General features: G+C 70.4%; 25 protein-coding genes. 12 read left to right on the top strand and 13 right to left on the bottom strand.

Annotated elements, in window-relative coordinates; translation table 11 throughout:
• Window positions 1-72 precede the first annotated feature (72 nt).
• The 5 genes from cysS to HZZ00_RS01250 form a co-directional block, all read right to left on the bottom strand.
• Window positions 73-1,473 (bottom strand): cysteine--tRNA ligase, encoded by a 1,401-nt coding sequence (gene cysS / locus HZZ00_RS01270; protein ID WP_180330481.1) that lies wholly within the window; start codon window positions 1,471-1,473, stop codon window positions 73-75.
• A 94-nt stretch (window positions 1,474-1,567) separates the two neighbouring features.
• Entirely contained in the window at window positions 1,568-1,972 is a 405-nt protein-coding gene (locus HZZ00_RS01265; RefSeq protein WP_180330480.1) for a PPOX class F420-dependent oxidoreductase, read from the bottom strand.
• A gap of 83 nt (window positions 1,973-2,055) precedes the next feature.
• Window positions 2,056-2,553 carry a 2-C-methyl-D-erythritol 2,4-cyclodiphosphate synthase gene (gene ispF, locus HZZ00_RS01260; RefSeq protein ID WP_180330479.1) on the bottom strand — a complete coding sequence of 166 codons (498 nt, stop codon included), beginning with the start codon at window positions 2,551-2,553 and terminating at the stop codon, window positions 2,056-2,058.
• A complete protein-coding gene (gene ispD, locus HZZ00_RS01255; protein ID WP_180330478.1) occupies window positions 2,543-3,340 on the bottom strand; it encodes a 2-C-methyl-D-erythritol 4-phosphate cytidylyltransferase in 798 nt (265 codons plus the stop codon). Before ispD ends, ispF begins: the two co-directional genes overlap by 11 nt.
• A gap of 334 nt (window positions 3,341-3,674) precedes the next feature.
• Entirely contained in the window at window positions 3,675-4,157 is a 483-nt protein-coding gene (locus HZZ00_RS01250; RefSeq protein ID WP_003953493.1) for a CarD family transcriptional regulator, read from the bottom strand.
• Between the two features lie 617 nt (window positions 4,158-4,774).
• Between HZZ00_RS01250 and HZZ00_RS01245 the strand changes: the two genes are divergently transcribed.
• Window positions 4,775-5,464 carry a DUF461 domain-containing protein gene (locus HZZ00_RS01245; protein WP_180330477.1) on the top strand — a complete coding sequence of 230 codons (690 nt, stop codon included), beginning with the start codon at window positions 4,775-4,777 and terminating at the stop codon, window positions 5,462-5,464.
• A gap of 92 nt (window positions 5,465-5,556) precedes the next feature.
• On the opposite strand, the gene HZZ00_RS01240 is transcribed toward HZZ00_RS01245, so the two are convergent.
• Both HZZ00_RS01240 and HZZ00_RS01235 read right to left on the bottom strand, forming a co-directional pair.
• Window positions 5,557-6,237, bottom strand: a complete 681-nt coding sequence (locus HZZ00_RS01240; RefSeq protein ID WP_014673455.1) for a response regulator transcription factor — start codon at window positions 6,235-6,237, stop codon at window positions 5,557-5,559.
• A complete protein-coding gene (locus HZZ00_RS01235) occupies window positions 6,234-7,490 on the bottom strand; it encodes a cell wall metabolism sensor histidine kinase WalK (protein WP_180330476.1) in 1,257 nt (418 codons plus the stop codon). The genes HZZ00_RS01240 and HZZ00_RS01235 overlap by 4 nt, the downstream gene beginning before the upstream one ends.
• Window positions 7,491-7,720: 230 nt before the next feature.
• On the opposite strand from HZZ00_RS01235, the gene phoU reads away from it, so the two are divergent.
• The 3 genes from phoU to HZZ00_RS01220 all read left to right on the top strand — a co-directional run bounded on the left by phoU (window position 7,721) and on the right by HZZ00_RS01220 (window position 11,119).
• Window positions 7,721-8,410: a phosphate signaling complex protein PhoU gene (phoU, locus tag HZZ00_RS01230; RefSeq protein ID WP_180330475.1), complete on the top strand. Its 690-nt coding sequence runs from the start codon at window positions 7,721-7,723 to the stop codon at window positions 8,408-8,410.
• Between the two features lie 145 nt (window positions 8,411-8,555).
• Window positions 8,556-8,711: a hypothetical protein gene (locus HZZ00_RS01225; RefSeq protein WP_167381417.1), complete on the top strand. Its 156-nt coding sequence runs from the start codon at window positions 8,556-8,558 to the stop codon at window positions 8,709-8,711.
• Window positions 8,712-9,154: 443 nt separating this feature from the next.
• Window positions 9,155-11,119, top strand: coding sequence for a YncE family protein (locus HZZ00_RS01220; RefSeq protein ID WP_180330474.1), 1,965 nt, complete (start codon window positions 9,155-9,157; stop codon window positions 11,117-11,119).
• 83 nt (window positions 11,120-11,202) lie between these two features.
• Here the strand turns inward: HZZ00_RS01220 and HZZ00_RS38165 are convergent, their stop codons facing one another.
• Window positions 11,203-11,745: a hypothetical protein gene (locus tag HZZ00_RS38165; RefSeq protein WP_257585596.1), complete on the bottom strand. Its 543-nt coding sequence runs from the start codon at window positions 11,743-11,745 to the stop codon at window positions 11,203-11,205.
• A gap of 1,172 nt (window positions 11,746-12,917) precedes the next feature.
• Between HZZ00_RS38165 and HZZ00_RS01210 the strand changes: the two genes are divergently transcribed.
• Window positions 12,918-14,297 (top strand): hypothetical protein, encoded by a 1,380-nt coding sequence (locus tag HZZ00_RS01210; RefSeq protein WP_180330473.1) that lies wholly within the window; start codon window positions 12,918-12,920, stop codon window positions 14,295-14,297.
• A gap of 212 nt (window positions 14,298-14,509) precedes the next feature.
• On the opposite strand, the gene HZZ00_RS01205 is transcribed toward HZZ00_RS01210, so the two are convergent.
• A complete protein-coding gene (locus tag HZZ00_RS01205; RefSeq protein WP_257586048.1) occupies window positions 14,510-15,550 on the bottom strand; it encodes a DUF1152 domain-containing protein in 1,041 nt (346 codons plus the stop codon).
• A gap of 135 nt (window positions 15,551-15,685) precedes the next feature.
• Here HZZ00_RS01205 and HZZ00_RS01200 point away from each other — a divergent pair, with 135 nt between their 5' ends.
• A complete protein-coding gene (locus tag HZZ00_RS01200; protein WP_180330471.1) occupies window positions 15,686-16,426 on the top strand; it encodes a GntR family transcriptional regulator in 741 nt (246 codons plus the stop codon).
• 275 nt (window positions 16,427-16,701) lie between these two features.
• Entirely contained in the window at window positions 16,702-17,139 is a 438-nt protein-coding gene (locus HZZ00_RS01195; RefSeq protein ID WP_180330470.1) for an ATP-binding protein, read from the top strand.
• Window positions 17,140-17,401: 262 nt separating this feature from the next.
• Here the strand turns inward: HZZ00_RS01195 and HZZ00_RS01190 are convergent, their stop codons facing one another.
• The gene (locus tag HZZ00_RS01190; protein ID WP_180330469.1) at window positions 17,402-18,163 is read right to left on the bottom strand and encodes a phosphoglyceromutase; all 762 of its coding nucleotides are present in this window, start codon (window positions 18,161-18,163) and stop codon (window positions 17,402-17,404) included.
• A gap of 153 nt (window positions 18,164-18,316) precedes the next feature.
• On the opposite strand from HZZ00_RS01190, the gene HZZ00_RS01185 reads away from it, so the two are divergent.
• The gene (locus tag HZZ00_RS01185) at window positions 18,317-19,606 is read left to right on the top strand and encodes an MFS transporter (RefSeq protein ID WP_180330468.1); all 1,290 of its coding nucleotides are present in this window, start codon (window positions 18,317-18,319) and stop codon (window positions 19,604-19,606) included.
• Window positions 19,607-19,748: 142 nt separating this feature from the next.
• Entirely contained in the window at window positions 19,749-20,222 is a 474-nt protein-coding gene (locus tag HZZ00_RS01180; RefSeq protein WP_180330467.1) for a carboxymuconolactone decarboxylase family protein, read from the top strand.
• 97 nt (window positions 20,223-20,319) lie between these two features.
• On the opposite strand, the gene HZZ00_RS01175 is transcribed toward HZZ00_RS01180, so the two are convergent.
• Entirely contained in the window at window positions 20,320-20,805 is a 486-nt protein-coding gene (locus HZZ00_RS01175) for a DUF2000 domain-containing protein (protein ID WP_180330466.1), read from the bottom strand.
• Between HZZ00_RS01175 and HZZ00_RS01170 the strand changes: the two genes are divergently transcribed.
• The gene (locus HZZ00_RS01170; protein WP_257585595.1) at window positions 20,804-21,676 is read left to right on the top strand and encodes an AraC family transcriptional regulator; all 873 of its coding nucleotides are present in this window, start codon (window positions 20,804-20,806) and stop codon (window positions 21,674-21,676) included. The two genes, HZZ00_RS01175 and HZZ00_RS01170, sit on opposite strands and share 2 nt — an antisense overlap.
• Here the strand turns inward: HZZ00_RS01170 and HZZ00_RS01165 are convergent.
• Together HZZ00_RS01165 and mshA are read right to left on the bottom strand one after the other, a co-directional pair.
• Complete coding sequence (locus HZZ00_RS01165) at window positions 21,645-22,145, bottom strand: YbjN domain-containing protein (RefSeq protein WP_180330464.1); 501 nt, start codon at window positions 22,143-22,145, stop codon at window positions 21,645-21,647. The genes HZZ00_RS01170 and HZZ00_RS01165 overlap by 32 nt on opposite strands.
• Complete coding sequence (mshA, locus tag HZZ00_RS01160; protein WP_180330463.1) at window positions 22,138-23,475, bottom strand: D-inositol-3-phosphate glycosyltransferase; 1,338 nt, start codon at window positions 23,473-23,475, stop codon at window positions 22,138-22,140. The genes HZZ00_RS01165 and mshA overlap by 8 nt, the downstream gene beginning before the upstream one ends.
• A gap of 169 nt (window positions 23,476-23,644) precedes the next feature.
• Between mshA and HZZ00_RS01155 the strand changes: the two genes are divergently transcribed.
• On the top strand, window positions 23,645-24,490 hold the full coding sequence (locus HZZ00_RS01155; RefSeq protein ID WP_180330462.1) for a class I SAM-dependent methyltransferase: 846 nt from the start codon (window positions 23,645-23,647) through the stop codon (window positions 24,488-24,490).
• 205 nt (window positions 24,491-24,695) lie between these two features.
• Window positions 24,696-25,778, top strand: coding sequence for a C40 family peptidase (locus HZZ00_RS01150; RefSeq protein ID WP_180330461.1), 1,083 nt, complete (start codon window positions 24,696-24,698; stop codon window positions 25,776-25,778).
• Window positions 25,779-25,796 lie beyond the last annotated feature (18 nt).

Genomic DNA, 25,796 nt, shown 5'->3' with positions numbered 1-25,796 from the left:
CGTACGTCTTATGCAGTGTGCCGCCCGGGGGGCCGGGCGGCACAATCGATCAAGGGCCGGGCGGCCCGGCGGCTAGCGCGCGCCCAGCGTCCAGCGCGGGCCCTGCGGGCTGTCCTCGATGGCGAGGCCGGCCTGGGCGAGCTGGTCGCGGATGGCGTCGGCGGTGGCCCAGTCCTTGCGGGCGCGGGCGGACTCGCGCTGGTCGAGGACGAGCCGTACGAGGCTGTCGACCACGCCGTGCAGGTCCTCGCTCTGGTCGGACTCGCCGGCCCACCGGGGGTCGAGCGGGTCCAGGCCGAGGACGCCGAGCATGGCGCGCACCTCGGCGAGGCGGGCGACCGCGGCGTCCTTGTCGTCGGCGGCCAGCGCGCTGTTGCCCTGGCGGACGGTGGTGTGCACCACGGCGAGGGCCTGCGGGACGCCCAGGTCGTCGTCCATCGCCTCGGCGAAGGCGGGCGGGACCTCGGCGGCGGGCTCCACGGTCTTGCCGGCCAGCTCGGTGACCCGCTGCACGAAGCCCTCGATGCGGGCGAAGGCGGACTCGGCCTCGCGCAGGGCGTCCTCGCTGTACTCGATGGTCGAGCGGTAGTGCGGGGTGCCCAGGTAGTAGCGGAGCACGATGGGGCGCCACTGCTTGACCATCTCGGAGACCAGGACGCTGTTGCCGAGCGACTTCGACATCTTCTCGCCGCTCATGGTGACCCAGGCGTTGTGCACCCAGTAGCGGGCGAACTCGTCGCCGAAGGCCTTGGCCTGCGCGATCTCGTTCTCGTGGTGCGGGAAGATCAGGTCCAGGCCGCCGCCGTGGATGTCGAAGACGGAGCCCAGGTACTTGTGGGCCATCGCCGAGCACTCCAGGTGCCAGCCGGGGCGGCCGCGGCCCCACGGGGTCTCCCAGTCGGGCTCGCCCGGCTTGGTGGCCTTCCACATGGCGAAGTCGCGGGGGTCGCGCTTGCCGGTGATGCCCTCCTCGGCGGGCTGGCGCATCTCGTCCAGGTCCTGCTTGGACAGCTCCAGGTAGGAGGGCCAGGAGCGGACGTCGAAGTAGACGCTGCCGTCGGCCTCGTAGGCGTGGCCGCGCTCGATGAGGGTGCGCATCATCTCGACCATCTCGGTCACGTGACCGGTGGCGCGCGGCTCGTAGGTCGGGGGCAGGCAGCCCAGGGCCGTGTAGCCGTCGTTGAAGGCGCGCTCGTTTGCGTAGCCGATGGACCACCACGGGCGGTCCTGCTCGTGGGCCTTGGCGATGATCTTGTCGTCGATGTCGGTGACGTTCCTGACGAACGTCACCGCGTAGCCGCGGTACTCGAACCAGCGGCGCATGATGTCGAAGTTGAGGCCCGAGCGGATGTGCCCGATGTGGGGGGCCGCCTGCACGGTGGCGCCACACAGGTAGATCGAGACACAACCCGGGTTGACCGGGGTGAAATCACGGATCTGCCGGGCGCTGGTGTCGTACAGGCGAATAGTCACCACTCCAGGGTAGTGGGCGCGGGCCAGTGCCTCACGCCCCTTCCCCTCTTTACCGCGCCGCGCGCTCCTCGCCGGCGTATCCGCGCGTCGCCTCTCAGAGGCGGCCGACGACCTTGCGCGGGGTGATCCGCACCACCACCCGATCGGCGTCGTGCACCGAGTCCGGGTTGAACTCGGCGTACTTCTTGCCCGTGTACTTGAGGCTCAGTTCGTCGATGAGGTCCTGCGCGCCGTCGGCGGTCGTCTCGGCGGTGCCGCGGATCTCGGCGTACTCGTAGGGCTGTTCGGGGTCCATGACGGTCACCGTGACGCGGGGGTCGCGGTCGAGGTTCTTCTTCTTGCGGCGGTCGACCGTGGTGGAGAAGAGGAGGTCGTCGCCGTCCCGCTTCACCCAGACCGGGGACATCTGGGGACTGCCGTCGGGCTGGACGGTGCCGACGACGATGAACACCTTGCCGTCGAGCAGGGACTTGAGCCGGTCGGACAGGGCGGCGGGCATGGGTACCTCCGGAAAGCCGTGGACGTGACTCTCCGGGTACCCTCGCACGCGCTCGGCTCACCCGCACCAGGAGGGCGCGGGGTTCAGGCCACCCTCGCGACCAGCGCCGTCGCCACCGCCATCAGCCCCTCGTCGCGCCCCGGGAAGCCGAGGCCGTCCGTCGTGGCGCCGGAGACGGAGACCGGTGCGCCGGCCGCCTCGGAGAGGATCTTCTGCGCCTCGTCCCGGCGCTTGCCGATCTTCGGCCGGGGGCCGATCACCTGGACGGCGACATTGCCGATGGTGAAGCCCGCCGCGCGCACGATCCGGGCGGCCTCGGTGAGCAGCGTGACCCCGGACGCGCCGGACCACTCGGGCCGTCCGGTGCCGAAGTGCTGCCCCAGGTCGCCGAGGCCGGCCGCGGAGAAGAGGGCGTTGCAGGCGGCGTGCGCGACCACGTCCGCGTCGGAGTGCCCGGCGAGTCCCGGTCCCTCGCCCTCCCACTTCAGGCCGGCGCACCACAGCTCGCGGCCCTCCTCGAAGGCGTGGATGTCGGTGCCGATGCCGACCTGGGGAAGCATCGGAGTGGTCTCAGAAGCCATCGTTCAGCCTCCTGCGGGCCAGGACCGCCTCGGCGAGGACCAGGTCGAGCGGGCGGGTCACCTTGAACGCCTCCTCGTGGCCGGGCACGGTCACCACGGGCAGGCCCAGCTTCTCCACCATGCCGGCGTCGTCGGTCACGTCGTCGGTCACGGTCTCGTGGGCGCGCAGCAGGGTCGCGCGGTCGAAGCCCTGGGGCGTCTGGACGGCGCGCAGCCGGGCCCGTTCGGGCGTGGCGACGACCGGCTCGGGCGCACCAGGCTCGGTGGCCGGTTCGACCTCCTTGACGGTGTCGGCCAGCGGCAGCGCGGGCACCACGGCGGGGGCGCCGTCGCGCACGGCCTCGATGACGGCGTCGACCGTGTCGACCGGGACCAGGGGGCGGGCCGCGTCGTGGACGAGGACGACGCCGTACTCGGGCGGCAGGGCGGCGAGCCCCAGCCGGACCGATTCCTGGCGGCTCTCCCCGCCGGGCACCACCACGAAGTCGGTGCTCCCCCGGCCGCCGCCGGGCGTGCCCCCGGGCAGCGCGTGCGCGTCGAGCAGGGACTTGACCTCGGCGGAACCGTCCGGCGGGGCCACGACGATGACCAGGGAGACATGGCGGGAGGCGGCCAGCGCGCGGACCGCGTGGATGAGCATGGGCGTGCCGTTCAGCGCGCGCAGCGCCTTGGGGGCGCCGGGGCCGAGCCGTACGCCCCGGCCGGCGGCGGGAATCACGGCGGCGACGGGGGTGCGGGCGGGCGCGAGGGGCGGTTGCGCGGGCGAGGGACGCGATTCGTCAGACATCGGTTCCTGTCAGGTTTGTGTGCTCGACCTAGTTGGGTATGGCCTGGAGGAGTGCCGGGCGCGACGCCTTGACCGGACCCTTTCCGTGACCCTGGTCGAGCCATCCACCCGGGCCCGGCACACCGAGTATCGGGGGGCCTGCTTCCTTTTCGGGGGGCTTCCCGTGTACGGCACGTAGGCGCCGCGGGGACGAAACATGCCGCAGCGCCCGGCGACAGGTTCAGTGTCATCGGGCACCGCGGCATTTTCGCTGTGCTGCGTGCTACGAGTGTGCGGGGCGCAGGCGGGTCAGCCGGTCAGCCGGCCTGCCTTCGCCACCCACGGCGCGGGCACGTCAGGAGGCGAGCACCTCGTCGAGCAGGGCCTCGGCCTTGTCCTCGTTCGTGTTCTCCGCGAGGGCGAGCTCGCTCACCAGGATCTGGCGGGCCTTGGCGAGCATGCGCTTCTCACCGGCGGACAGTCCGCGCTCGCGCTCACGACGCCACAGGTCACGCACGACTTCCGCGACCTTGATGACATCGCCGGAGGCGAGCTTCTCCAGGTTTGCCTTGTAGCGACGGGACCAGTTCGTGGGCTCCTCGGCGTACGGCGCGCGCAGCACCTCGAAGACCCGGTCCAGTCCGTCCTGACCGACCACATCACGCACGCCGACGAACTCCGCATTGTCCGCTGGCACACGTACCGTCAGGTCACCCTGGGCGACCTTCAGCACCAAGTAGGTCTTGTCCACGCCTTTGATCTGGCGAGTTTCGATGGCCTCGATCAGCGCGGCCCCGTGATGGGGATAGACCACGGTGTCGCCAACCTTGAACGTCATGTGACAGGTACCCCTTCCGTGGCTATCCAGGGTAACACGGATACGGCGTCTTCTGAATGGCGTTTTCGCAGGTCAGGGCATATCTCGGGGCTTGACAAGTGCAACCGGAACGTGCTGCGCGGGGCCTCGGAAGGCGGGAATTCGCAGGTGGGAGGGGCTGTCCGGACGGGGAGAAACGCGTACGTTACACACCTTGCGCGCCCACTCCAAGTGGATGAACGTCCCGATTTGTCCGGTTCCAAGCGTACGACTTCCGCTACTCCGTTCGGTGGCCAGGGGGCGGTGCGGGCCGTTTCCGAAATTGATCGAGGGCCGCCGGACGGGTGATGCCGTGATCAATATCAGGGTTGATCACGCATTCCTTCACGGAAATTTTGCGCCCGGTTATACGAATGGCGTACCCGGCCTCGGCAAAGTGGCTGATGAGCCACTTGTGACAGGAGTGACCGGCGTGCCGAGGGCGACGCCGGGTACCCCCACCTGGCGGGATGCCGGACGCCAGGGGGAGGGTCGGGTGCGGCCGCGCCGGAACGGCTCGGTAACCTGGGGCCGCCGGACAGACACTTAGGGCGGCTTTACAAGGAAGCCGCCCCTGCGTTCAAGGAGTTGCCGCCGCCGTGAGCAGCAGCCTTCGACGCGGCGCCCTCGCCGCCTCTGCCATTGTCTTCTCGATCGCCTCACTCGCCGCCTGCGGCGCCGGCAACGACTCGCAGACCCTGCAGATCAAGCCGGACAACGCGGCGACCACCGTCGGCGACATCAAGATCCAGAACGCCGTGATCGTCACCCAGCCCGACCCGAAGGCGACCGGTCCGGCCGTGGTCTCGGCGCGGCTGTTCAACCAGGGCGCCACCGACCAGACCCTCCAGTCGGTCACCATCCCGGGCACCAGCGACACCGTGAAGCTCACCCCGGCCAAGGGCCAGAGCCTGACCGTGCCGGCCCACGGCTCCCTGATGCTCGGCGGCCCGGGCAACGCCTCCGCCGAGATCCCCGGCGGCCGCGGCAGCGTCCAGGACGGCAACGCCCAGAAGGTCACCTTCACCTTCAGCAAGACGGGCGCGGTGAGCCTGAACGCCTTCGTGGTCCCGGCCACCAGCTACTTCGACAAGTGGGGCCCGAACCAGATGCCCGCGCCCGCGGCCACCGGTTCCCCGGCCCCCGGCGCCACCGCCTCGGGCAGCGCCAAGCCCGGCAAGCACGGCACCGCGAACCCGTCGGCCACCGCGAGCGACACCGCCACGGCCGGCGCGGGCACCGACGTGACCCCGAGCGACTCCGCGTCGCAGTCGGCCGCGGGCCACTGAGCGGTCGTACGGCCAAGCCGAAGGGCGGCCCCCCGCACCGGGGGGCCGCCCTTCGGCGTACCGCTGGTCGCCGTACGGCGACGGCCCGCGGCCTACGGCTCGAACTTGTAGCCGAGGCCGCGCACCGTCACCAGGTAGCGCGGCGCGCCCGGGTCCGGCTCGATCTTGGCGCGCAGCCGCTTGACGTGCACGTCCAGGGTCTTGGTGTCGCCCACGTAGTCGGCGCCCCAGACCCGGTCGATGAGCTGCATCCGGGTCAGCACCCGGCCGGCGTTGCGCAGCAGCATCTCCAGCAGGTCGAACTCCTTCAGCGGCAGGTCGACCTTGGAGCCGCCGACGGTCACCACGTGCCGGTCCACGTCCATGCGGACCGGACCGGCCTCCAGCGCTGCCGGGGTGACCTCCTCCGGCTCCCCGCGCCGGCGCAGCACCGCGCGGATACGGGCGACCAGCTCACGGGAGGAGAAGGGCTTGGTGACGTAGTCGTCCGCCCCTATCTCCAGACCGACGACCTTGTCGATCTCGCTGTCCTTCGCGGTCACCATGATCACGGGGACGTTGGAACGGCCGCGCAGCTGGCGGCAGACCTCGGTGCCGGGCAGCCCCGGCAGCATCAGGTCGAGCAGGACGAGGTCGGCGCCGTTGCGCTCGAACTCGTCGAGGCCGTCGGGGCCGGTCGCCGCGACGGCGACCTCGAAGCCCTCCTTGCGGAGCATGTACGACAGGGCGTCGGAGAAGGACTCCTCGTCCTCGACGACGAGCACTCGGGTCACGGAAGGACCTCCGGGGCGGGAAGCGGTTCGTACGGGGATGACTCGGTGGGACCGCCGGCCTCTTCGTCGAGGCCGGGCTCGTGGTGCTGCGCGCGGTCGCGGGCCGCGCCCGCCTCCGGCAGTCTGAGGGTGAAGGTGGAACCCTGGCCCTCGGCGCTCCAGACCGTGACCTCCCCGCCGTGCGAGGCGACCACGTGCTTGACGATGGCGAGACCCAGGCCGGTGCCGCCGGTGGCCCGGGAGCGGGCCGGGTCGACGCGGTAGAAGCGCTCGAAGATGCGCTCCTTGTCCTTGTCCGAGATGCCGATGCCCTGGTCGGTCACGGCCAGCTCGATCATGTCACCGCCGGGCGCGCTCACCCGGCGGGCGGCGATGCCGACGCGGGTGCGGGCCGGCGAGTAGTTCACGGCGTTCTCGACCAGATTGCCGAGGGCGGCGGCCAGCTGCCCCCGGTTGCCCCAGACGTGCAGGTCCGCGGTGCCTCCGGCGGCCATGGTGATCTGCTTGGTGCCCGCCTGGTGCCGGCAGCGGTCGACGGCCTCGGCGACCAGCTCGTCCACCTGGACGGACTCGGCGTCCTCCAGGGGGTCGTCGTTCTGCACCCGGGACAGGTCGATGAGCTCCTGCACCAGGTTGGTCAGCCGGGTCGCCTCGATCTGCATGCGGCCCGCGAAGCGCTCCACGGCCTCGGGGTCGTCGGAGGCGTCCATGACGGCCTCGGACAGCAGGGACAGGGCGCCGACCGGCGTCTTCAGCTCGTGGCTCACATTGGCCACGAAGTCGCGTCGTACGGCCTCGATCCTCCGGGCCTCGGTCAGGTCCTCGACCAGCAGCAGGACCAGGCGGGACCCGAGCGGCGCCACGCGCGCGGAGACGGCGAGGGCCTCGCCGCGTCCGCTGCCGCGCCGGGGCAGATCCAGCTCGACCTGGCGTATCTCGCCGTCTCTTCGCGTGTCCCTGGCCATCTGGAGCATCGGCTCGATGGACAGCTTGCCGCCGCGCACCAGCCCGAGGGCGTAGGCGGCGGAGCTGGCCTTGACGACGGCGTCGGCCTCGTCGAGGACGACGGCGGAGGAGCGCAGCACCGAGAGAACGGTGTCCACGCCGGGCGGGAGTACGGGATCTGTGTGCAAGGAAGTCCTGGTCGGTCGCTTCTGGTCGCGTTCGCTCCAGCGGAACGCCAGCATGGCGATGACGCCGGTGAGCACTCCGGCGATCGCTGCCGCTGCGGCGACCGCCGCGTTCACGTCCATGCGTCCAGGTTAGGCATGGGGCAGGACGTGCCCACAGCCGTGAGGGTGCGACCTCGAACACTCGTCGCCCAGAGTTCACCTTGGAGCCAGTACCGGTTCATTTGGGAAGCCGGAAACGGACGCGTACGGGGCGGAACGTGGGAGCGTGGGGTTCGCGCCGCCGGTTTTGCCGCCGGGCCCCCGGACAACGACCCCGAACCCCCCAAGCACACGTACGAGAGGGAACCCTGATGCGGGACGCGTACCACGAGGAACTGGACTCGATCGGCGACGGTCTGGTGGAGATGGCCCGGCTGGTCGGCTCGGCCATCGGACGCGCCACGACCGCCATGCTGGACGCCGACCTGAAGCTCGCCGAAAGCGTGATCGAGGCGGACCAGAAGGTCGACGAACTCCAGCACGACCTTGAGGCCCGGGCCATAGCCCTGCTGGCCCGCCAGCAGCCGGTGGCCACCGATCTGCGGATCGTCGTCACGTCGCTGCGCATGTCGGCCGATTTGGAGCGCTCCGGCGACCTGGCCCAGCACGTGGCGAAGCTGGCCCGGCTGCGCTTTCCCGCGCGGGCCGTCCCGCAGGACCTGCACGCGACCATCCTGGAGATGGGCCAGCTCGCGCAGCGCCTGATGGCCAAGGCCGCGGAGGTCATCGTGACCAAGGACGTCGACCTCGCGCTCCAGCTGGAGCAGGACGACGACGAGATGGACCTGCTGCACCGCACCCTCTTCCAGCACCTCATCGACGACCGCTGGAAGCACGGCATCGAGACGGCCGTCGACGTCACCCTCCTCGGCCGCTACTACGAGCGCTACGCCGACCACGCCGTCGCCGTCGCCAAGCGCGTCGTCTACCTGGTCACCGGCGAGCACGCGGACGAACTCCAGTCGGACATCCAGCCGGTGACGGGCGTCGAAGGGGCGTGACCCGGCCGGGTCCGCCCGGCGGTGCCGGACTGAGGACCGGCCGGGGGCGCCTCCGTGCGCCGTTGATGCGCCCGGGGGCGCGGGCATGAGATGGGTGAGGGCAGTCTTGCCCCCGCCACCTGGCCCCGGCGTCTAGGAGGGACCCATGACCGACTCCCCCAGCACCACCCCCGACCCCACGCAGGAGCGCGAGACCGAACAGGTCGCCGAGATCAGGAGCCTGCCGCTGGTCGCCGCGTGCGGCTGCGGCTCCGGCTGCGGCTGCGGCTGCCAGTCGGGCGGCCCCTGCCAGTGCGGCTGACGACGGCATCGTCGTAGGACGGCCTGCTACCGCGTCGTCGTGGAGCGGTTCCATGGCGGCTTCGTCGTAGGACGGTTCTACGGCGGCTTCGTCGTAGGACGGTCGGCGAGCGGGCCGGTGCGGACGGGCTCCGCACCGGCCCGCTCGACCCGTGTCGCCCGTGTCGCCCGTGTCGCCCGTGTCGCCCGTGCCGACCCGTATCCGCCCGGTCGGCGCTCGCGAAGTCCGCGCTCCCGCGCGTCCTTCGACGGGCCCGCGCCTGCAGGGGATCTCCCCACACGGGAAACCCCCTCCACAATTGTCACAGCCATGCCATACGCTGCCTCCAGCAGCCGCGCCCCGCGCATCACCGTGAAACGGCGGTCGTGCCCGGGTGCTGCGCGGCGCACTCATCTCCCCGGTGACGCACCGGGTTTCCTTGTGGGGGTAGCAGCACTGTGCGTATGCGCAGCATCTCGACCGCGACGGCGCTCGCGGTCCTCTTCGGCTCGGCGGCGCTGAGCCTCGGCGCGGCCGGCACCGCCTCGGCCGCTCCGGCCGCCCATGTCACCTCGCCCGGCGGCCTCGCGGTGGACGGAGCCGCGCAGCGGGTGTTCGTCGGCGACAGCACGAACGGCACCGTCACGGCCACCGACTACTCCGGTGCCGTCCTCGGTTCGGTCGCCGGGGTCACCGGCGTCAGCGACCTCGCGGTCTCGGACGACGGGGCGACCGTGTACGCGGCCGCCCCGCAGATCCACGAGATCTGGGCCATCGACGCGAACACGCTCACCGTCAAGGCCCGCTACACCGTCGCCACCAACACCGGCCCGCGTTACGTCGCGTTCAGCGGCGGCAAGGTCTGGTTCTCCTACGGCGACCAGTGGGACGGCGACCTCGGTTCCGTCGACCCCTCGGTGGACCCGGCGAGCGGCACCGACCCGGTGTCGCTGGAGCAGTTCCCGACCGAGGGCACCTCGGTGGGCATCTGGGGTCAGGCCCTGCTGGACACCGACCCGACCCAGCCGGGCATCCTCGGCGTCGCCGAGACCGGGCTGTCCTCGGACTCGATGGCCGTGCTCGACGTCTCCAGCGGCAAGGCCGCCCTGGTCGCCTGGCACAACGGCGACTACTCGCTGAACAACGGCATCGGGGACATCGACCTGGTGCCCGGCGGCAAGCAGGTGCTGGTCAACGGCCGGGACCGGGACGCCTACGCGGACGGCACGTTCAAGGCCGCCGGCTCCTACCCGAGCGGCCAGTTCGCCGACGTCGCCTCCAACGGACTCGTCGCCCAGGTCAACGGCGGCAAGATCATGACGTACCAGCCGGGCGCCACCCTGCCGCTGCGCACCTACGACGAGGGCACGTCCAGCACGGCGGATCTCGCCTGGGCGCCGGACGACTCCCGGATCTTCGCGCTGGTCGGCTCGCCCGCCCAGAACGCCGGCTACACCCTCAAGGTGCTCACCGGCCCGGCGCTGAACAACCCGACCCTGACGGTCAACGCCCCGTCGAGCGCGACCCGCGCCAAGCAGCTCACCGTCACCGGCCGGCTGTCCGCGACGGTCCCGCTGCCGACCGGCGCGAAGCTCCAGGTCACCCGGGTCGACCTGGACTCCCCGAGCGGCAAGGCACTGCCCGCGGTCACGGTGCGCACCGACGGCACGTACTCCTTCACCGACACCCCGTCCGCCGGCGGCACGGTCACCTACAAGGTGACCTACGCGGGCGACGCCGCGCACTCCGCGGTCACCGCGTCCGACAAGGTCGACGTCTCCCGCGCCACGGCCTCGCTGAGCCTGAACAACAACGGCAAGGTCTACTCCTACGGCGCCGACGTGAAGTTCACGGCGCACCTCGGGACGACCTACAAGAACCGCACGGTCGAGATCTGGGCCAACCCCTACGGCGGCGACAAGCCCAACAAGCTGCTGAAGTCCGGGAAGGTCGACTCCCACGGGAACATCTCCGCGACGGTCGACATGACCCGCGACACGGACGTCACCGCGGTCTTCAAGGGCGACTCCCGCTACAAGCCGAGGACGGTCAAGTCCACCGGCTACGCCAAGGTGAAGACCTCCACCGCGGTGACGAAGTACTACAAGACGGCCAAGATCGGGTCGACGACGTACTACTGGTTCCACAAGAACACCGACCCGCTGCTCACCACGACCATGACGTACTACCCGGGCCGCATGCAGCGCATGGACCTCCAGGTCTACTACGGCGGCAAGTGGTACACCGCCGACGGCAGCCCGGAGTACTTCAAGCTGGCCTCGAACGGCAAGTCGGCCGTGAGCCTGGGCGCCCCCGGCACCTCCGGCATCAAGGCCCGCATGCGCTCGTCGTACATCAACAACTCCTCGGGCGACAACGTCAACACGACGACGTACGGCTCGTGGAAGTACCTGTACTTCTCCAACTGACGCACCGCCCCTGAACGGCCGCCGCCCGGGTCTCACCGCCCGGGGGCGGCCGTTCGCCGCGTATGCCGCTCACTTTTGGGAGCTCAGCCGAACAGCTCCAGTCCCTCCCAGCCGCGTTCGCCGCCCGCCGCCCACGCGTCCAGCAGTTCCCGGGCCTCGGCCTCGGGGGCGGCCAGCCAGACGGTCTGCGAGCCGCTGTGCGTCCGCACGCCGGTCTCGTCGTAGTCGACCCGGCCCTCGCTGCAGCATGCGCACAGCATGTGGAAGCCGCTCGCCGGCTCGGCGCCGAAGTCGCGCGCGAAGAACGAGTCCACCAGGGCGTCGACGTCGGATGCGTCCGCCGCGTGCACGGTCGTGTGCAGCGTCGGCAGCGAGGAAGCCTCGAAGAGCAGCAGTTCGTCGAAGACGGCGACGCGCCGCCCGTTGTACGTCCGCTCGCCGTTCGGCTCCCCGTCGTGCACGACGATCTCGCCGAACCGACGGCCCTTCGTGGCCGGGACGTTCATCACCCGTCCGCGCGTCGGGCAGAGCCGCTGGATCCAGACCACCTCGCGCTCGCCACCGGTGTCCAGCCGTACGCATGCCGGACCGAAGGCGCCGTTGATCTCGCCCTCGCCCTCCGGCATGGGTATCCCGAAGCCCTCCCAGGCGTCACGTGCGGTCGCCCAGTCCCGCTGGATCGTGGCGGCGATCCCAGGTTCCAGAACGCCGGGTCCTGCTCGCCGCGCGGCGATCGGGCGGCAGCCTCACGGCCGAGTTCGTACGCCTTTGCCCAGTTGCGCAGGAACTTGTGCGCCAGTGCCGCGTCGTACCACCACTCCGCGCTGGGGCCCTCGTCCGGATAGCGGGCGAGGACCTGCTCGTACAACTCGGCCGAACGCAGCCACTCCTGCGCCTCCCACATCTCGCGGGCCCGCTCCAGCAGCTGCCCCGCCTCGGACTTCTCCACGCCCTTGCCCCTCCTCTGACCAGGCAGGGAGTCTCGCACGGGGGGTGGAGGGGCGCGGGCACGGGGGCGTTGAAAGGGTTGTGTCCAGGGAAGTGCGGAGTGCGGGCAGACACCGGAGCCGGGAGAGTGCACGGCCCCTTCGCCGCGAGGGCCAGAGGCAGCGAGATGCCCCCAGCGGGAAGTGCCGGCCGTCAGCAGCGTGCACCGAAGCTGGGCCGTCCGAAGAAGCCGTAGGCAGGGGGCTCATTCGTGCGCGGTTACTTCTTCTTGCCCTGGGTCTTGCCGGGGATCTTGGTGACCTGCGTTTTCGCTGCTCAGAGACGGTTGGCCCGTGCGTCTGGTGGTCGTCGTTGGTCATTGTTGAGTGGCCTCGGACGGCCCAGAGACGGCCCAGCTTCGGCGCGCTCGACTGGCGGCCGGCACCTTCGACGCACCCAGCCCGAACCTCAGCCGACGACAGTCAGCCCCGATGGTAGGTGCACGGAGCGACCACGCACGCGTATACCTCGCTGCACCCTCACCGGCCTCAGCCACGCTGCCGATGTCGTCGGCCAGAGCATCATGGCGGCTGGCCCGGCGTAACGGTGCCTCGGCCCACCCGTCGCGCTCACCTCCCGTCTTGGCCCGCAGTGTCGAGTTGGCGTCACCGAGTGCCAATCCGATCACCGGTCTGACGCCAGGGGGCACCTGAGGACATACTTGACCCCTGCCACGCTCAACACACAATGCGTCAAGCGGGAGTTGTACGTGAACGCGAGTCCAGGCCTGCATCTGCTAGAGCAACTCATTTTCCCTGCTCGCTACGAAGCGCTGGCCTCGCACCTCGGGGCGGAACTCGCTTCGCTACTCGTGACACCTGAAGTCGAGACCCAGAATCTTCTAGAAGATGCGGCGCGTGGGCTAATGGCGCGTGGGGAAGGACTATTTCTTCCCATCTACGCCCCTTCGGGAACTGGCAAGACAACCCTTGCAAACAATCTAGACAAGTTTCTTCCCGGCCTCTTCCTGCCGACCATCCTTTTCTCCGGGAGCGTTAACGCCGATGCACTGCAGCGTGAAACTGCGCATCATTTGAGTAAGTTTGCAGTGAACGATAAGCGTATCGTCCCCATCAATATCGACCATCGCGAGGGGAGTCCACCCTCAGGAGAGGAGTTGGCGGAGATCAAACGTTTCTTGCGCCACCCCGAAGGTGGTTCCAAGGCCCTCATCCTGTGGCCGGACACTCAAAGGGAACTCTCGGAAGCCATGTCTCGGGCCTACAGCGATATCGCAGGAAAGCCCCCCATCGATCTCCCCGTGGCCATCTCTGGCCCACCCCGGGAGACGTGGCAAGAGATCGCAAAAACGACCCTCCGCCTCGTAAACTCTATCGATTCGCTTGAAGATCTGGGAGTTGAGCCAAGCAGCTACGATCCAAGTGGATTCACGTCCCTAGGTGGATTTCTTAGGGAAATCTCTGACGACTTCGCCAAACTTGTTACCAGCATACGCAGGGAGATGCGAAAGTCGTTGCGACTTGCCATCGTTTTTGCCAGCGAAAGTTCCGATGCAGGAATCCTTACGCACTTGACCAGCAGTAATCAGTTCGGACTCCTTGACGGCAGCGCCCTGCTGGATTCTTCGCCTGACAGCGAGGTTGGGAAGTGGTGGAAGGCCAGGCGAGGCCTACTAACCAGCACGATCGTCCGACTGGATGCGAGAGCTTTTAGCCTACCCCCCAGTGCGTCTGTCGGCATCTTGCGCCGATATGGACCAGAGGAAGTTAAGGAAAATCTGAACAGCCTCGGAGTGCGCCTCCCTGGCGATTCAGTAGTGACAAGGAATATTGAGCGTTGCGACCTTGGTAAGTACTTGCTAGGGCAGTCCAAAGCGATTTTGGAGACCAAGGGAACGCCGACCACAACGTCACTCCTCGCCTTTCAATACCTCGCCGAGTCTGGCTTCACCGCCGGTCGCGACAAGGCGCTGAACTATGCTCTAGCTGAGGCGTTGACCGCATTCGCCTCTGCGCAAGGTCTCAGTTACACGACCACGGCAGAAAAGAAGCTGGACTTCTGCCCTCTAATTCCAGACAACTCCCTCAACTTTGAGAAGGAGGCCATTTGTCTGGAGTACACCTGGCGGGCTAGCGACTTCATGGTCGCTAAAAATCGGGGAAATATCGCGGCTTACTGTCTCAGGAAACTTCGGAACTACAGTCGAGAGCTGGGCTGGGCTCCGGAATAAATAAGCGGACTGGCTCGCCGTTCGAACGAGTAATAGAGACTCGCTATCTCGCGGCACATCGGGAGCGTGCAAGTTTGCCCTTACGGCAAGCAGGGATCACTGTGCGCGCGGCCCGGGCGCTGGCCGGGCTGGAGCGGGGCGGAGACAGGAGCGCAGGCCCGGCCGGCGGTGAGCGGAGCGAGCCGCCTTGAACCCGTAGAGAAGGTTGTAACTCAGTCCTCGGCTGGGATGCGCCACAAGGGAGCTGCGTACTGCTCCGGGCGGCTGCTGATGAGGAGTTGGCGTAGCTCTTCGCGTTGGGAGCCGCTGAGGTTCAGGGCCTCGGTGATGCGGCGGAAGGTTGTGTGGGTGATTCCGCGGGCTTGGGCCTCGCGCTGGAACTGGTCGAGCCGGGACAGTACGTCGTCGGGTTCCAGCTTCGCCGGTGCCGGCCCGTTGAGCCAGGTTGCCTTGTTGCGTTCGTAGTCGATCTCCGAGAAGCCGCAGATCTCCCGGCTGTACGCCTCGGCTTCGTCCAGGGCGGCGGTCGTCATGACGGCGCGCGCCAGGGCGTTGCGGCTGACCGCTTCGTCCAGGTCGACTTCGTGGACGGTGGCTCCCTCGTCGGTGAGGGGGACGGGGAGGCCGGCGTCGCGCACTTCGCAGATGCCGCGGACTCCTCGGGCCGTCGCGGCGAGCATCGCGGTTGCCTCGGAGGGGTGCCACTCCAGGACGCTGCTGATCGTCTCCACATCTCTGGAAGTGAAGGTGTGGACAAGAGGTCCCAGCAACGGGCGTAGATCGGCGGGTGGGATCTCGCCGTCCAGTCCTGGGCCTGCGATCAGCAGTCGGATCGGGGCGTTGACCTGGCAGCAGGCGGCGAGGGTGAGCGCGTCGGCGAGTGGGCTCTTCAGGGTGGGTTCGTCGCCCTGGGCGAGGATGTCGCCGCCGACGTCCAGCAGGTCGATCGACGTGGGGGTCAGGTGGTCGACCAGTTCCTCCATCTGCCGTGCGATGCCCTCGGCGCCGTGGTGAGGGTCGAGCAAGGCGAAGGTGTGCGGGAGCGCTGCCGCGAGTCGGGGGAGTGTGGAGCCTGCCGGTGGGATCGGCTCGGCGGTGGCCGGCACCGACCGGACGGAGCGGGTGAGAGGTTCGAGCCCGGTGAAGTTGTCGGCTCCGCGGGGGCCCGGGACCGGGTCGACCAGGAGACGGTCCCAGGCGTAGGTGAGGATCACCGCCTGGCCCTCGTCGCCGTACAGGGCGGCGTGGAGCATTGCGGCGGCGACAGCGTCGCCCCCTCCCCCTGCTGCGACGATCAACCGCGTCATGTGCTCCACATTACGGGCTCTGGTATTGGCCATTCACCCTATAGTGGCCGGAGGCCATAGCCACTTTTACGAGGAGGGGACATGCCGCAGATCGAGGAGGCTCAGCCGAAGTATCTCCAGATCGCGCACTACATCCGTGATCAGATCCTTCGGGGTGACCTGCGAGCGGGGGACGAGGTTCCGTCGGAACGGCAGCTGGCTGCGGACTGGAAGGTGTCGCGGCCTACTGCGGCCCGGTCGCTGGAGGCGCTGAGTCATCAGGGACTCGTCGAGAAGCGCCAGGGGTCGGGAACCTACGTGCGCAGCCTCGAAGTGAACCGTCGCGCACGGGAGTTGTACGGCCGCGCTCGGCAGACCGGGAAGATCTACACGCCCGGTGAGTACGCGGTGATCACATCCACCGGGTGGTTGGATGCGCCCGATCATGTCGCTGAGGCCCTGGGCCTGTCGAAGGATCGTCGGGCGGTGCACCGCCGGCGGGTCACGAACAACCAGGACGGGCCGATCACCCTGTCCACATCCTGGTTCGCGCCGGAGGTCGGCCAGCGTGCGCCCAAGCTCCTGGAGCCCGAGCGGATCCAGGAAGGGACGCTGATGTACGTCGAGAACATGACGGGCCGGAAGGGCAGTTACGCCGAAGACCGCATGTGCGCCCGGACCGCCACCGACGAAGAAGCGGTCGCACTCCAACTGGACGCAGGCTCGGCTGTGTTGGTCGTCCACCACGTGGTCTACGACCTCCAGGACCGGCCCCTGGAGTTCTCCGAGGCGACCTACCCGCCGCACCGCTGGGCGTTCGAGCAGGGGTACCCCCTCGCCTGACTGGGGGGTAGTTCGCGTGAACGGCTTGCGCGCCGCAAGTGGCTAATGCCACTATCCAGTAACTGGCTAAGGCCACTTACGGAAGGGGTACGGGCGTGATCAGTCGGCGGCCGGATCAGGGCGCGCACTTAGCTTGCCGGGGATGTCGTGGGCGCGACTGGGGGCGTGTTGGTTCGCGCACATCGGTGGCCCTCGCCGCCGCCAATGACCGCACCCGTGCCACGTCGAAGCGGCGCTGCCTCGACTGCGACGGCAGCGGCAAGGAGTGAGCGCGGATGACCTACGTGATCGACCGCTATCCCTGCGAGGGCTCGCCGCGGTTGGGAGCGATGATCCTGGATCCGACTCCGGAGTCCGTACCCCGGGCCCGGCGCTGGTTCCGGAAGCTCATCGCTCCGTACAACCCGGCCTGTTCGGTCGACGACTGCACGCTGATGATCTCGGAGCTGGTGACCAACGCGATCCTCTACGGGCGGTCGGAGGGGGAGTGGCGTGTGCGGGTGGAGTGGTTCCGGGATGGCACCTCGCTGCGGGTGGCGGTGCACAATCCCGGCTTCCCGGCGAATGTTCGCCTGCGCCGGCCCGACGCCGAGGACGCGCACGGGCGCGGACTGCTCCTGGTCGACTCCATCGCCGAGTCATGGCACTCGGGGCCCAGCCGCTTCGGGGGAACGGTGGTCTCCTTCGTGATGGCCGATGCCTGGCCGTTGTGAGACAGGCGCCCCCGCGCAGAGATCACCTGTCCAGCGGCGGGCTCCGCTCACTTCTTCCGGGAATCCTGGGCAAGCCGGCCCCCGGCCCTCACCGCGTATCTGAGGCACTCGGGCCGCCGGCGCACCCGCAAGGCCGTGGCCGCCGTCTTCGAGACCGCCCGGACGGCCCCCTCCAGCACCTGCGGCCCACAGACGGCCCAGAGCAAGAGAAAAGCCCCCTCCCCGCGGCGAACCCGCAGGCAGGGGGCTTACTCGTAGGCGCTTACTTCTTCTTGCCCTGGTTCTTGACCGCCTCGATGGCGGCCGCGGCGGCCTCCGGGTCGAGGTACTTGCCGCCCGGGGTGACGGGCTTGAAGGAGGAGTCGAGTTCGTAGTAGAGGGGGATGCCCGTGGGGATGTTCAGGCCCGCGATGTCGGCGTCGGAGATGCCGTCCAGGTGCTTGACCAGGGCGCGCAGGGAGTTGCCGTGGGCGGCGACGAGGACCGTGCGGCCGGACAGGAGGTCGGGGACGATCGCGTCGTACCAGTAGGGGAGCATGCGGACGACGACGTCCTTCAGGCACTCGGTCCGCGGGCGCAGCTCCGGCGGGAGGGTCGCGTAGCGGGCGTCGTCGAACTGGGAGAACTCCGAGTCCTCGGCGAGCGGGGGCGGCGGGGTGTCGTAGGAGCGGCGCCAGAGCATGAACTGCTCCTCGCCGAACTCCGCCAGCGTCGCCGCCTTGTCCTTGCCCTGGAGGGCGCCGTAGTGGCGCTCGTTCAGGCGCCAGCTGCGGTGGACCGGGATCCAGTGGCGATCGGCGGCCTCCAGGGCCAGCTGGGCGGTGCGGATCGCACGCTTCTGGAGGGACGTGTGGACCACGTCGGGCAGCAGGTCGGCGTCCTTCAGGAGCTCGCCGCCGCGGACTGCCTCCTTCTCGCCCTTCTCGTTCAGGTTGACGTCCACCCAGCCGGTGAACAGGTTCTTCGCGTTCCACTCGCTCTCGCCGTGGCGGAGGAGGATCAGCTTGTACGGTGCGTCGGCCATGCCTCAGAGCGTAATCCACGCCCCGTGGGCGGCGACGCGGCCGACCAGTGGGTGGATCGTTGACGGCATCTGTTAATCGAGTGGTCACTGTCAGACCCCCTATGTAAGTTGTGCTTGCGCTGTCGGCCACTTACAACTTCAGGGGGTCCCCTCATGCCCGCCGCCCGTCTCGGACGTGCTGCCCGGGAAGCCGTCTCCGGGCTTCCCCGTGAGTTCTGGTGGCTGTGGACCAGCACCCTCGTCAACCGGCTCGGCGCCTTCGTGGCCACCTTCATGGCCCTCTACCTCACCCTCGACCGCGGGTACTCCGCCTCGTACGCCGGTCTCGTCGCCGCGCTGCACGGACTGGGCGGGGTCGTCTCCGCGCTCGGCGGCGGGGTCATGGCCGACCGGCTCGGTCGGCGGCCCACCCTGCTCGTCGCCCAGTCGGCCACCGCCGTCTTCGTCGCGCTGCTCGGGTTCATGACCGGTCCGGTCGCCATCGCCGGCGTCGCCTTCCTCGTCGGCATGGCCTCCAACGCCTCCCGGCCCGCGGTGCAGGCGATGATGGCCGACATCGTGCGGCCCGAGGACCGGGTGCGGGCCTTCTCGCTCAACTACTGGGCCATCAACCTCGGTTTCGCCGTCTCCTCCGCGGCCGCCGGCTTCATCGCCGAGTTCAGCTATCTCGCCGGGTTCCTGATCGAGGCCGGGATGACGGCCGCCTGCGCCCTCGTCGTCTTCCTGAAGGTCCCCGAGTCCCGGCCGGACGCTCCGGCCAAGCGGTCCGGGGCCGGCGCCGAGGCCGGGGTCAGCCTGGGCACCGTGCTGCGCGACGGCCGGTACATGGCCGTGGTCGGGCTGTCCTTCCTGGTCGCCCTGATCTTCCAGCAGGGCTCGGTGGCGCTGCCGGTGGCCATGGGCCGGGCCGGGTTCTCGCCCGCGGACTACGGCCTCGCCATCGCCGTCAACGGCGTCCTGATCGTCGCCCTCCAGATCCCCGTCACCCGGTTCATCGAGCACCGCGACCCGCGCAGCCTGCTGGTCCTCTCCTCGCTGCTCGCGGGGTACGGCTTCGGGCTCACCGCGTTCGCCGGGTCGGTCGGCGCCTTCATGGCCACGGTGTGCGTGTGGACCCTCGCCGAGATCGTCAACGCGCCGACCCAGACCGGGCTCGTCGTACGGCTCTCCCCCGTGCACGGACGCGGGCGCTACCAGGGCATGTACAGCCTGTCCTGGTCCGTCGCCGCGCTGGTCGCGCCGCTGATGTCCGGGCAGGTCATCGACCGGTTCGGGGCCGAGTGGCTGTGGGGGACGTGCGCCGTCGTGGGCACCGCCGCCGGGCTCGGCTACGGGCTGCTGATGCGGGGGCTGCGCACGGACGACCGTACGGACGAGGCCGGTGCCCGCGGCGGCGCCCTCGCCGAAGGCGCGGCGGCACCCGCCCCCGAGCCCAGCGCCTGACGCCCCGAGCCCGGCAGCCGGCGCCCCGCGCCCGACCGGGTGAAAAGTGGCACGGGTCACATACGGCGCTGTCACATTCCCCGGCCCGCTCCCGTCAATGAGGTGTAGCCAGCACCGACCACACCACAGGAGCGCACCAACCATGGATGCTCGTCTGAACCTGATGACCAGCCCCGTCGGCGCCAAGTTCTTCAAGTACATCAACTCGGCGGGCAAGGTGCTCACGGACTCCACCGTGCCGCACGCCACCCAGGAGCTGGTGAAACTCCGCGCCAGCCAGATCAACGGCTGCGGGTTCTGCACCGACATGCACACCAAGGACGCCGAGGCCGCCGGCGAGAGCACCCAGCGGCTCCACCTGGTCGCGGCGTGGCGCGAGGCCACGGTGTTCACCGAGGCCGAGCGTGCCGCGCTGGAGCTGGTGGAACAGGGCACGCGGATCGCGGACGCGGCCGGCGGGGTGACCGACGAGGCCTGGACGGAGGCCGCGAAGCACTACGACGAGGAGCAGCTCGCCGCCCTCGTCGGCCTGATCGCGATGATCAACCTCTACAACCGGCTGAACGTCATCGTCCGGCAGCCGGCGGGCGACTACCGGCCGGGCATGTTCGGCTGACCGGCCGACAGCGGGGCGGCGGCCGGTACGGGGGTCCGGCCGGCCCGTCCCGCCGGGGCGCGGCGGCCGGCACGGGCACGTCCCGCCGGGGCGCGTGTCACGGGTGCATGCGCGCCCCCTTCAGCACCTTGTCCACGCCGTTGCGCGGGCCGTACACGGCCAGCCCGACCAGGTCCAGATCGGCCGTCGGCACGGCGCGTACGGCCGCGCGGTTGTCGCGGTCGTTGCCGGTGGCGAACAGGTCCGCCGTGAACACCGCGCAGGGCAGGGTCCGGCCGAGGGCCCGCTCGTGCGCCGCGCGCAGGGTCTCCTTCTCGCCCTCGAAGACCAGCACCGGCTGCCGGAACATGGGCAGGTACGTCACCCCGTCCGCGTCCTCGTACGGCTCCCCCACCACCTCGGGCAGGGTCGCGCCCAGGCCGCTGACCAGGAACGCGGTGACGTTCAGGCGCTGCCAGGGGGCCAGGTCCGCGCGCAGCAGCACGGCGATCTTGGTGTCGAAACGGACGGGTTCGGCGCTCAGGGAACTCATGGGTCGAGACTGCCGACCGCCGCCCGGCGCCGTCTTGTACGTTGTTTGCATGGCCGTGAGCAGGGCCGCGAGCGAGGTCCCGGGGGAGGAAGTGAACGCGTGGCGCCCCCGCGTGCCGGGCGTCACCGAGGTGTTCCACGCCCATTTCACCGAGTACGCCTACCCGATGCACGTCCACGACGCCTGGACGCTGCTGATCGTGGACGACGGGGCGGTCCGCTACGACCTGGACCGTCATGAGCACGGCACCCCGCTGGACACGGTCAGCCTGCTGCCGCCGCACGTGCCGCACAACGGCTCCCCGGCGACCCCGGGCGGCTTCCGCAAGCGGGTGGTGTACCTCGACAGCAGCCGGCTGGGCGAGGAGCTGATCGGGGCCGCCGTCGACGGGCCCGATCTGCGCGATCCCGTGCTGCGCCGGCGCGTCGGACAGCTGCACTCGGCCCTGGCCCGCCCCGGCGACGAGCTGGAGGCGGAGAGCAGGCTGACCCTGGTCGGCGAGCGGCTGCGGGACCACCTGCGCCACTGCACGGATCCGCCGCGGCCCCGGCGCGACCCCCGGCTCGCGCGCCGCTTGCGGGAGTTGCTGGACGCGCGGCTCGTCGACGGCGTCGCCCTGGCCGAGGCGGCGGCGCTGCTGCACGCCCATCCCGCCCATCTCGTCCGGGCGTTCAGCGGCGCGTACGGCATCGCCCCGCACCAGTACCTGATGTCCCGCCGGGTCGGCCGGGCCCGCCGGCTGCTGCTGGACGGGCTGCCGCCGGGCGAGGTCGCGGCCCTGACCGGCTTCTACGACCAGGCCCATCTCACCCGGCACTTCAGGAAGTTGGTCGGGGTGCCGCCGGGCCGCTACCGGCGCGGGGCGCGCCGCGGCGCGTCACCGCCGGGGGTCACTCGGCCGGGCGGTCGATCAGGTGCTTGAAGGCGTCCAGGTTGCGGGTGGGTTCGCCGCGGGAGACGCGCCAGGCGTACTCCTTGCGGATGGAGGTGGCGAAACCCAGCTCCAGAAGGGTGTTGAAGGCGCCGTCGGCCGCCTCCAGGACCTGGCCGAGGAGGCGGTCGATCTCCTCGGGGGTGACGGCGGCGAGCGGCAGGCGCGCGGTGACGTAGACGTCGCCGAGCCGGTCGACGGCGTAACTCACGCCGTACAGCTTGAGGTTGCGCTCCAGCAGCCAGCGGTGGACGCCCGCCTCGTTCTCGTCGGGGTGGCGGACGACGAAGGCGTTGAGGGAGAGGGAGTGCCGGCCGACGAGGAAGGAGACCGTGGTGGACAGCTTGCGCGTGCCGGGCAGCTTGACCACGTAGTTCCCGGGCTCGGGACGCTCCCACTCCAGTTCGGCGTCCTGGAGGACGGCCTCGATCACCTGTCCGGCCTTCTCGACATCACCCATGATGGGAGCGTACGCGACGGCGGTGCGACTGGGTCGCGGCCGTGTAGACGTCGGCGGTCGCCGCGGCCGCCGCGTCCCAGCCGAAGCGCCGGGCGTGCCGGGCGGCGGCCTCGCCCATGCGCGCGGTGAGGGCGGGCTCGTCGGCGAACCGGCCGAGCACGCGGGCGTAGTCGGCCGGTTCGTGCCCGTCGACCAGGAAGCCGGTCTCGCCGTCGCGCACGGCCACGGGCAGTCCGCCGACCGAGGCGGCGAGCACCGGGGTGCCGGCCGCCTGCGCCTCGATGGCGACCAGCCCGAAGGACTCGCTGTACGACGGCATGACCAGCACGGAGGCGGCCCGGAACCAGTCCGCGAGCTGTTCCTGGCCGACCGGCGGACGGAACCGCACGACGTCCGCGATGCCGAGCCGGGCGGCGAGCTTCTGGAGTCCCTCGGGCTTGGCGAGGCCGCTGCCGCTGGGGCCGCCGACCACCGGGACGAGGATGCGGGAGCGCAGCTCGGGGCGCTCGTCGAGGAGGACGGCCACCGCGCGCAGCAGCACGTCCGGGGCCTTCAGGGGCTGTATGCGGCCCGCGAAGACCGGGATCAGGGCGTCCGGCGGCAGGCCGAGGCGGGCGCGGGCGGCGGCCCGGCCGTCGGCGGGGCGGAAGCGCTCCAGGTTCACGCCGGGGTGGACGACGGCGACCTTGGCGGGGTCGGCCTCGTAGTGCCGGGCGAGTTCGCCGGCCTCCTCGGCGGTGTTGGCGATCAGCCGGTCCGCGGCGGCGACGATCTGCATCTCGCCGATGACCCGGGCGGCGGGCTCGGGACGGTCGCCGGCGGCCAGGTTGGCGTTCTTGACCTTGGCCATGGTGTGCATGGCGTGCACCAGGGGCACGCCCCAGCGCTGGGCGGCGAGCCAGCCGACGTGGCCGGAGAGCCAGTAGTGGGAGTGCACGAGGTCGTAGTAGCCGGGGCGGTGGCCGGCCCATGCCTGCATCACCCCGTGGGTGAAGGCGCACAGCTGGGCGGGCAGCTCCTCCTTGGCCAGCCCCTCGTACGGCCCCGCGTCGACGTGCCGGACCAGGACGCCGGGGGCGAGCTGGACGGCGGGGGGCAGGTCGCCGGCCGTGGCCCGGGTGAAGACCTCGACCTCGATGCCGAGCGCGGCCAGCCGCTGGGCCAGCTCCACGATGTAGACGTTCATGCCGCCCGCGTCGCCGGTGCCGGGCTGGTGCAGCGGTGAGGTGTGGACGGAGAGCATGGCCACCCGGCGGGGCCTGCGGTGCAGCCGGAGCCGGGGAGCGGCGGACGGGGAGCGGCGCACGAGCCTGCCGGTGTACTGGCTCACGTGGCGGTCCTCCTTGTGGGCATGCCGTCAGGAGGACTCGCCCGCGCCCTCCACGGTGGTGCAACAGCGGCGGGGGCGCCGGCCATTTCCGGAACAAGCGGCTTTACCGAATCATTACCTTCGCGGGCTCGACTCCGTCCGGCCGGCCGCGCCCCTTACCCTCGTACGCATGGCCTCCCGCACCACCCTCCCCCGCTCCCGGCTGCGCCCGGGCGGCGGGGCGCCCGTCGTGGGCACCGTGACGCGCGGGACGACCAACCCGAACCGGCTGCGCCGCATGGACCGCTGGATCGCCGCGGCGCACGGCGCCGAGCTGCGCCGGGCCGGCGAACCGGTCGTGGTCGACCTCGGCTACGGCGCCGCTCCGTGGACCGCCGTCGAGCTGCTCGGCCGGCTGCGCACCGTCGCCCCGCGCACCCGGGTCGTCGGCGTCGAGATCGAACCGGAGCGGGTGACGGCGGCCCGGCCCTACGAGCGGGACGGGCTGGTCTTCCGGCACGGCGGCTTCGAGGTGCCGGTGCCCGGGCGCCCGACGCTGATCCGGGCCGCGAACGTGCTGCGGCAGTACGACGAGGCCGAGGTCGCCGCCGTCTGGGAGCGGCTGTGCGCGCGGCTGGCCCCCGCGGGCGGCGGCTCGCGCGGCGGGCTGCTGGTCGAGGGGACGTGCGACGAGATCGGGCGGCGGCACGTGTGGGTGGCGCTCGGCCCCGAGGGGCCCCGGACGGTCACCTTCGCCACCCGTCTCGGCTCGCTGGAGCGCCCCTCCGACCTCGCCGAACGGCTGCCGAAGGCGCTGATCCACCGCAATGTGCCCGGTGAACCGGTGCACGCGTTCCTGCGCGACTTCGACCGCGCCTGGGCGGGGGCCGCGCCGTACGCCTCGTACGGGGCGCGCCAGCGCTGGATGCGTGCGGTGCGTTCCCTCACCGGCGACTGGCCGGTGACCGACGCGCCGGGCCGCTGGCGGCAGGGCGAAGTGACCGTGGCGTGGGAGGCGTTGGCGCCCCGGAACTGAAACCACCCTTTCGGGTGGCCGTCAACGGAACGATCCCCGGGCGCCGTTCGTCACACGGGCGGGGTGGTCGTCGTGGCGGCCGGGGCGTTCGAGGCATGGGGGAAAGTCCGACTTTCCTCACGGCCTCTGTCGCTTTGCGCGCGGCCGTGGCACGATCCCTCAGGCATCCGTATGTTACTGACGGTAAATCAGCTGGGGGGTAGGTATGGGTACGGGCAAGCGTGGTCTGCTCGCGGCCGCCCTGACCGTGGTCTGCGCGGTGACCGTGCTCGCGGCGCCCGGTGCGGCGTTCGCCGCCCCGGCACCGCCACCGGGTGCCGGCGCGCCCGGCCCCAGCCCAACTCCCGTGCCGGACAAGGACCTCGAACAGGTCCGGCAGAAGCTCGACACGCTCTACCACGACGCGGCCGTCGCCACCGACGCGTACAACGCGGCCGAGGAGAAGGCGAAGAAGCAGTCCGCCGAGATCGCCGCGCTGGCCGAGAGGATCGTGGCCGGGCAGCAGAAGCTGGCGAAGCTCAAGGACCAGGCGGGCGCGGCGGCCCGGGAGCAGTACCGCGGCGGCGGGCTGCCGCCCACGGCCCAGTTCCTGCTCAGCGACGACCCGGGACAGGTCCTGGACGGCGCCGGCCTGGTCCTCCAGGGGCAGCAGGCGGCCAACCATCTGATCGGCGAACTGTCCGACACCCAGCAGCAGTTGCAGGACTACGCGAACGACGCCGCCGCCCAGTGGAAGAAGCTGGACGCGGACCGCAGGGCCAAGGCCGACGCCAAGAAGAAGATCCAGCAGCAGATCGACGCCGCGAAGAAGCTGGAGTCGTCGCTGGAGAAGAAGCAGAAGGAGCGGCTCGCCCAGCTGGAGCAGCAGGCCGCGCTCAAGGCGCAGACCGCCTGGCTGGACACCGGCATCCTCAAGAAGATCCACGGCACGGCGTCCGCCGAGGGCGAGAAGGCCGTGGCGTTCGCCACCGCCCAGATCGGCAAGCCGTACGTGTGGGGCGCCGCGGGCCCGGACTCCTTCGACTGCTCGGGCCTGACCTCCCAGGCGTGGGCCGCGGCCGGCCGTCCCATCCCGCGCACCTCGCAGGAGCAGTGGAAGCAGCTCAAGCACATCGCGGTGAAGGACATGCGCCCCGGCGACCTCGTCATCTACTTCGACGACGCCAGCCATGTCGCCCTCTACATAGGCGACGGCGCGATCATCCAGGCCCCCCGCCCGGGCCGCACGGTGACGGTCGCGGGGGCGGGCTCGATGCCGATCCTGGGTGTCGTCCGACCGGACGCGTGACACGACGGGCGGCCCAGG

This window comes from Streptomyces sp. NEAU-sy36 (genome assembly GCF_013423905.1).
GTDB classification, from domain to species: domain Bacteria; phylum Actinomycetota; class Actinomycetes; order Streptomycetales; family Streptomycetaceae; genus Streptomyces; species Streptomyces misionensis.
The sequence above is the reverse complement of the archived record's forward strand: the minus strand, read 5'-3'. Positions and strand labels throughout refer to the sequence as shown.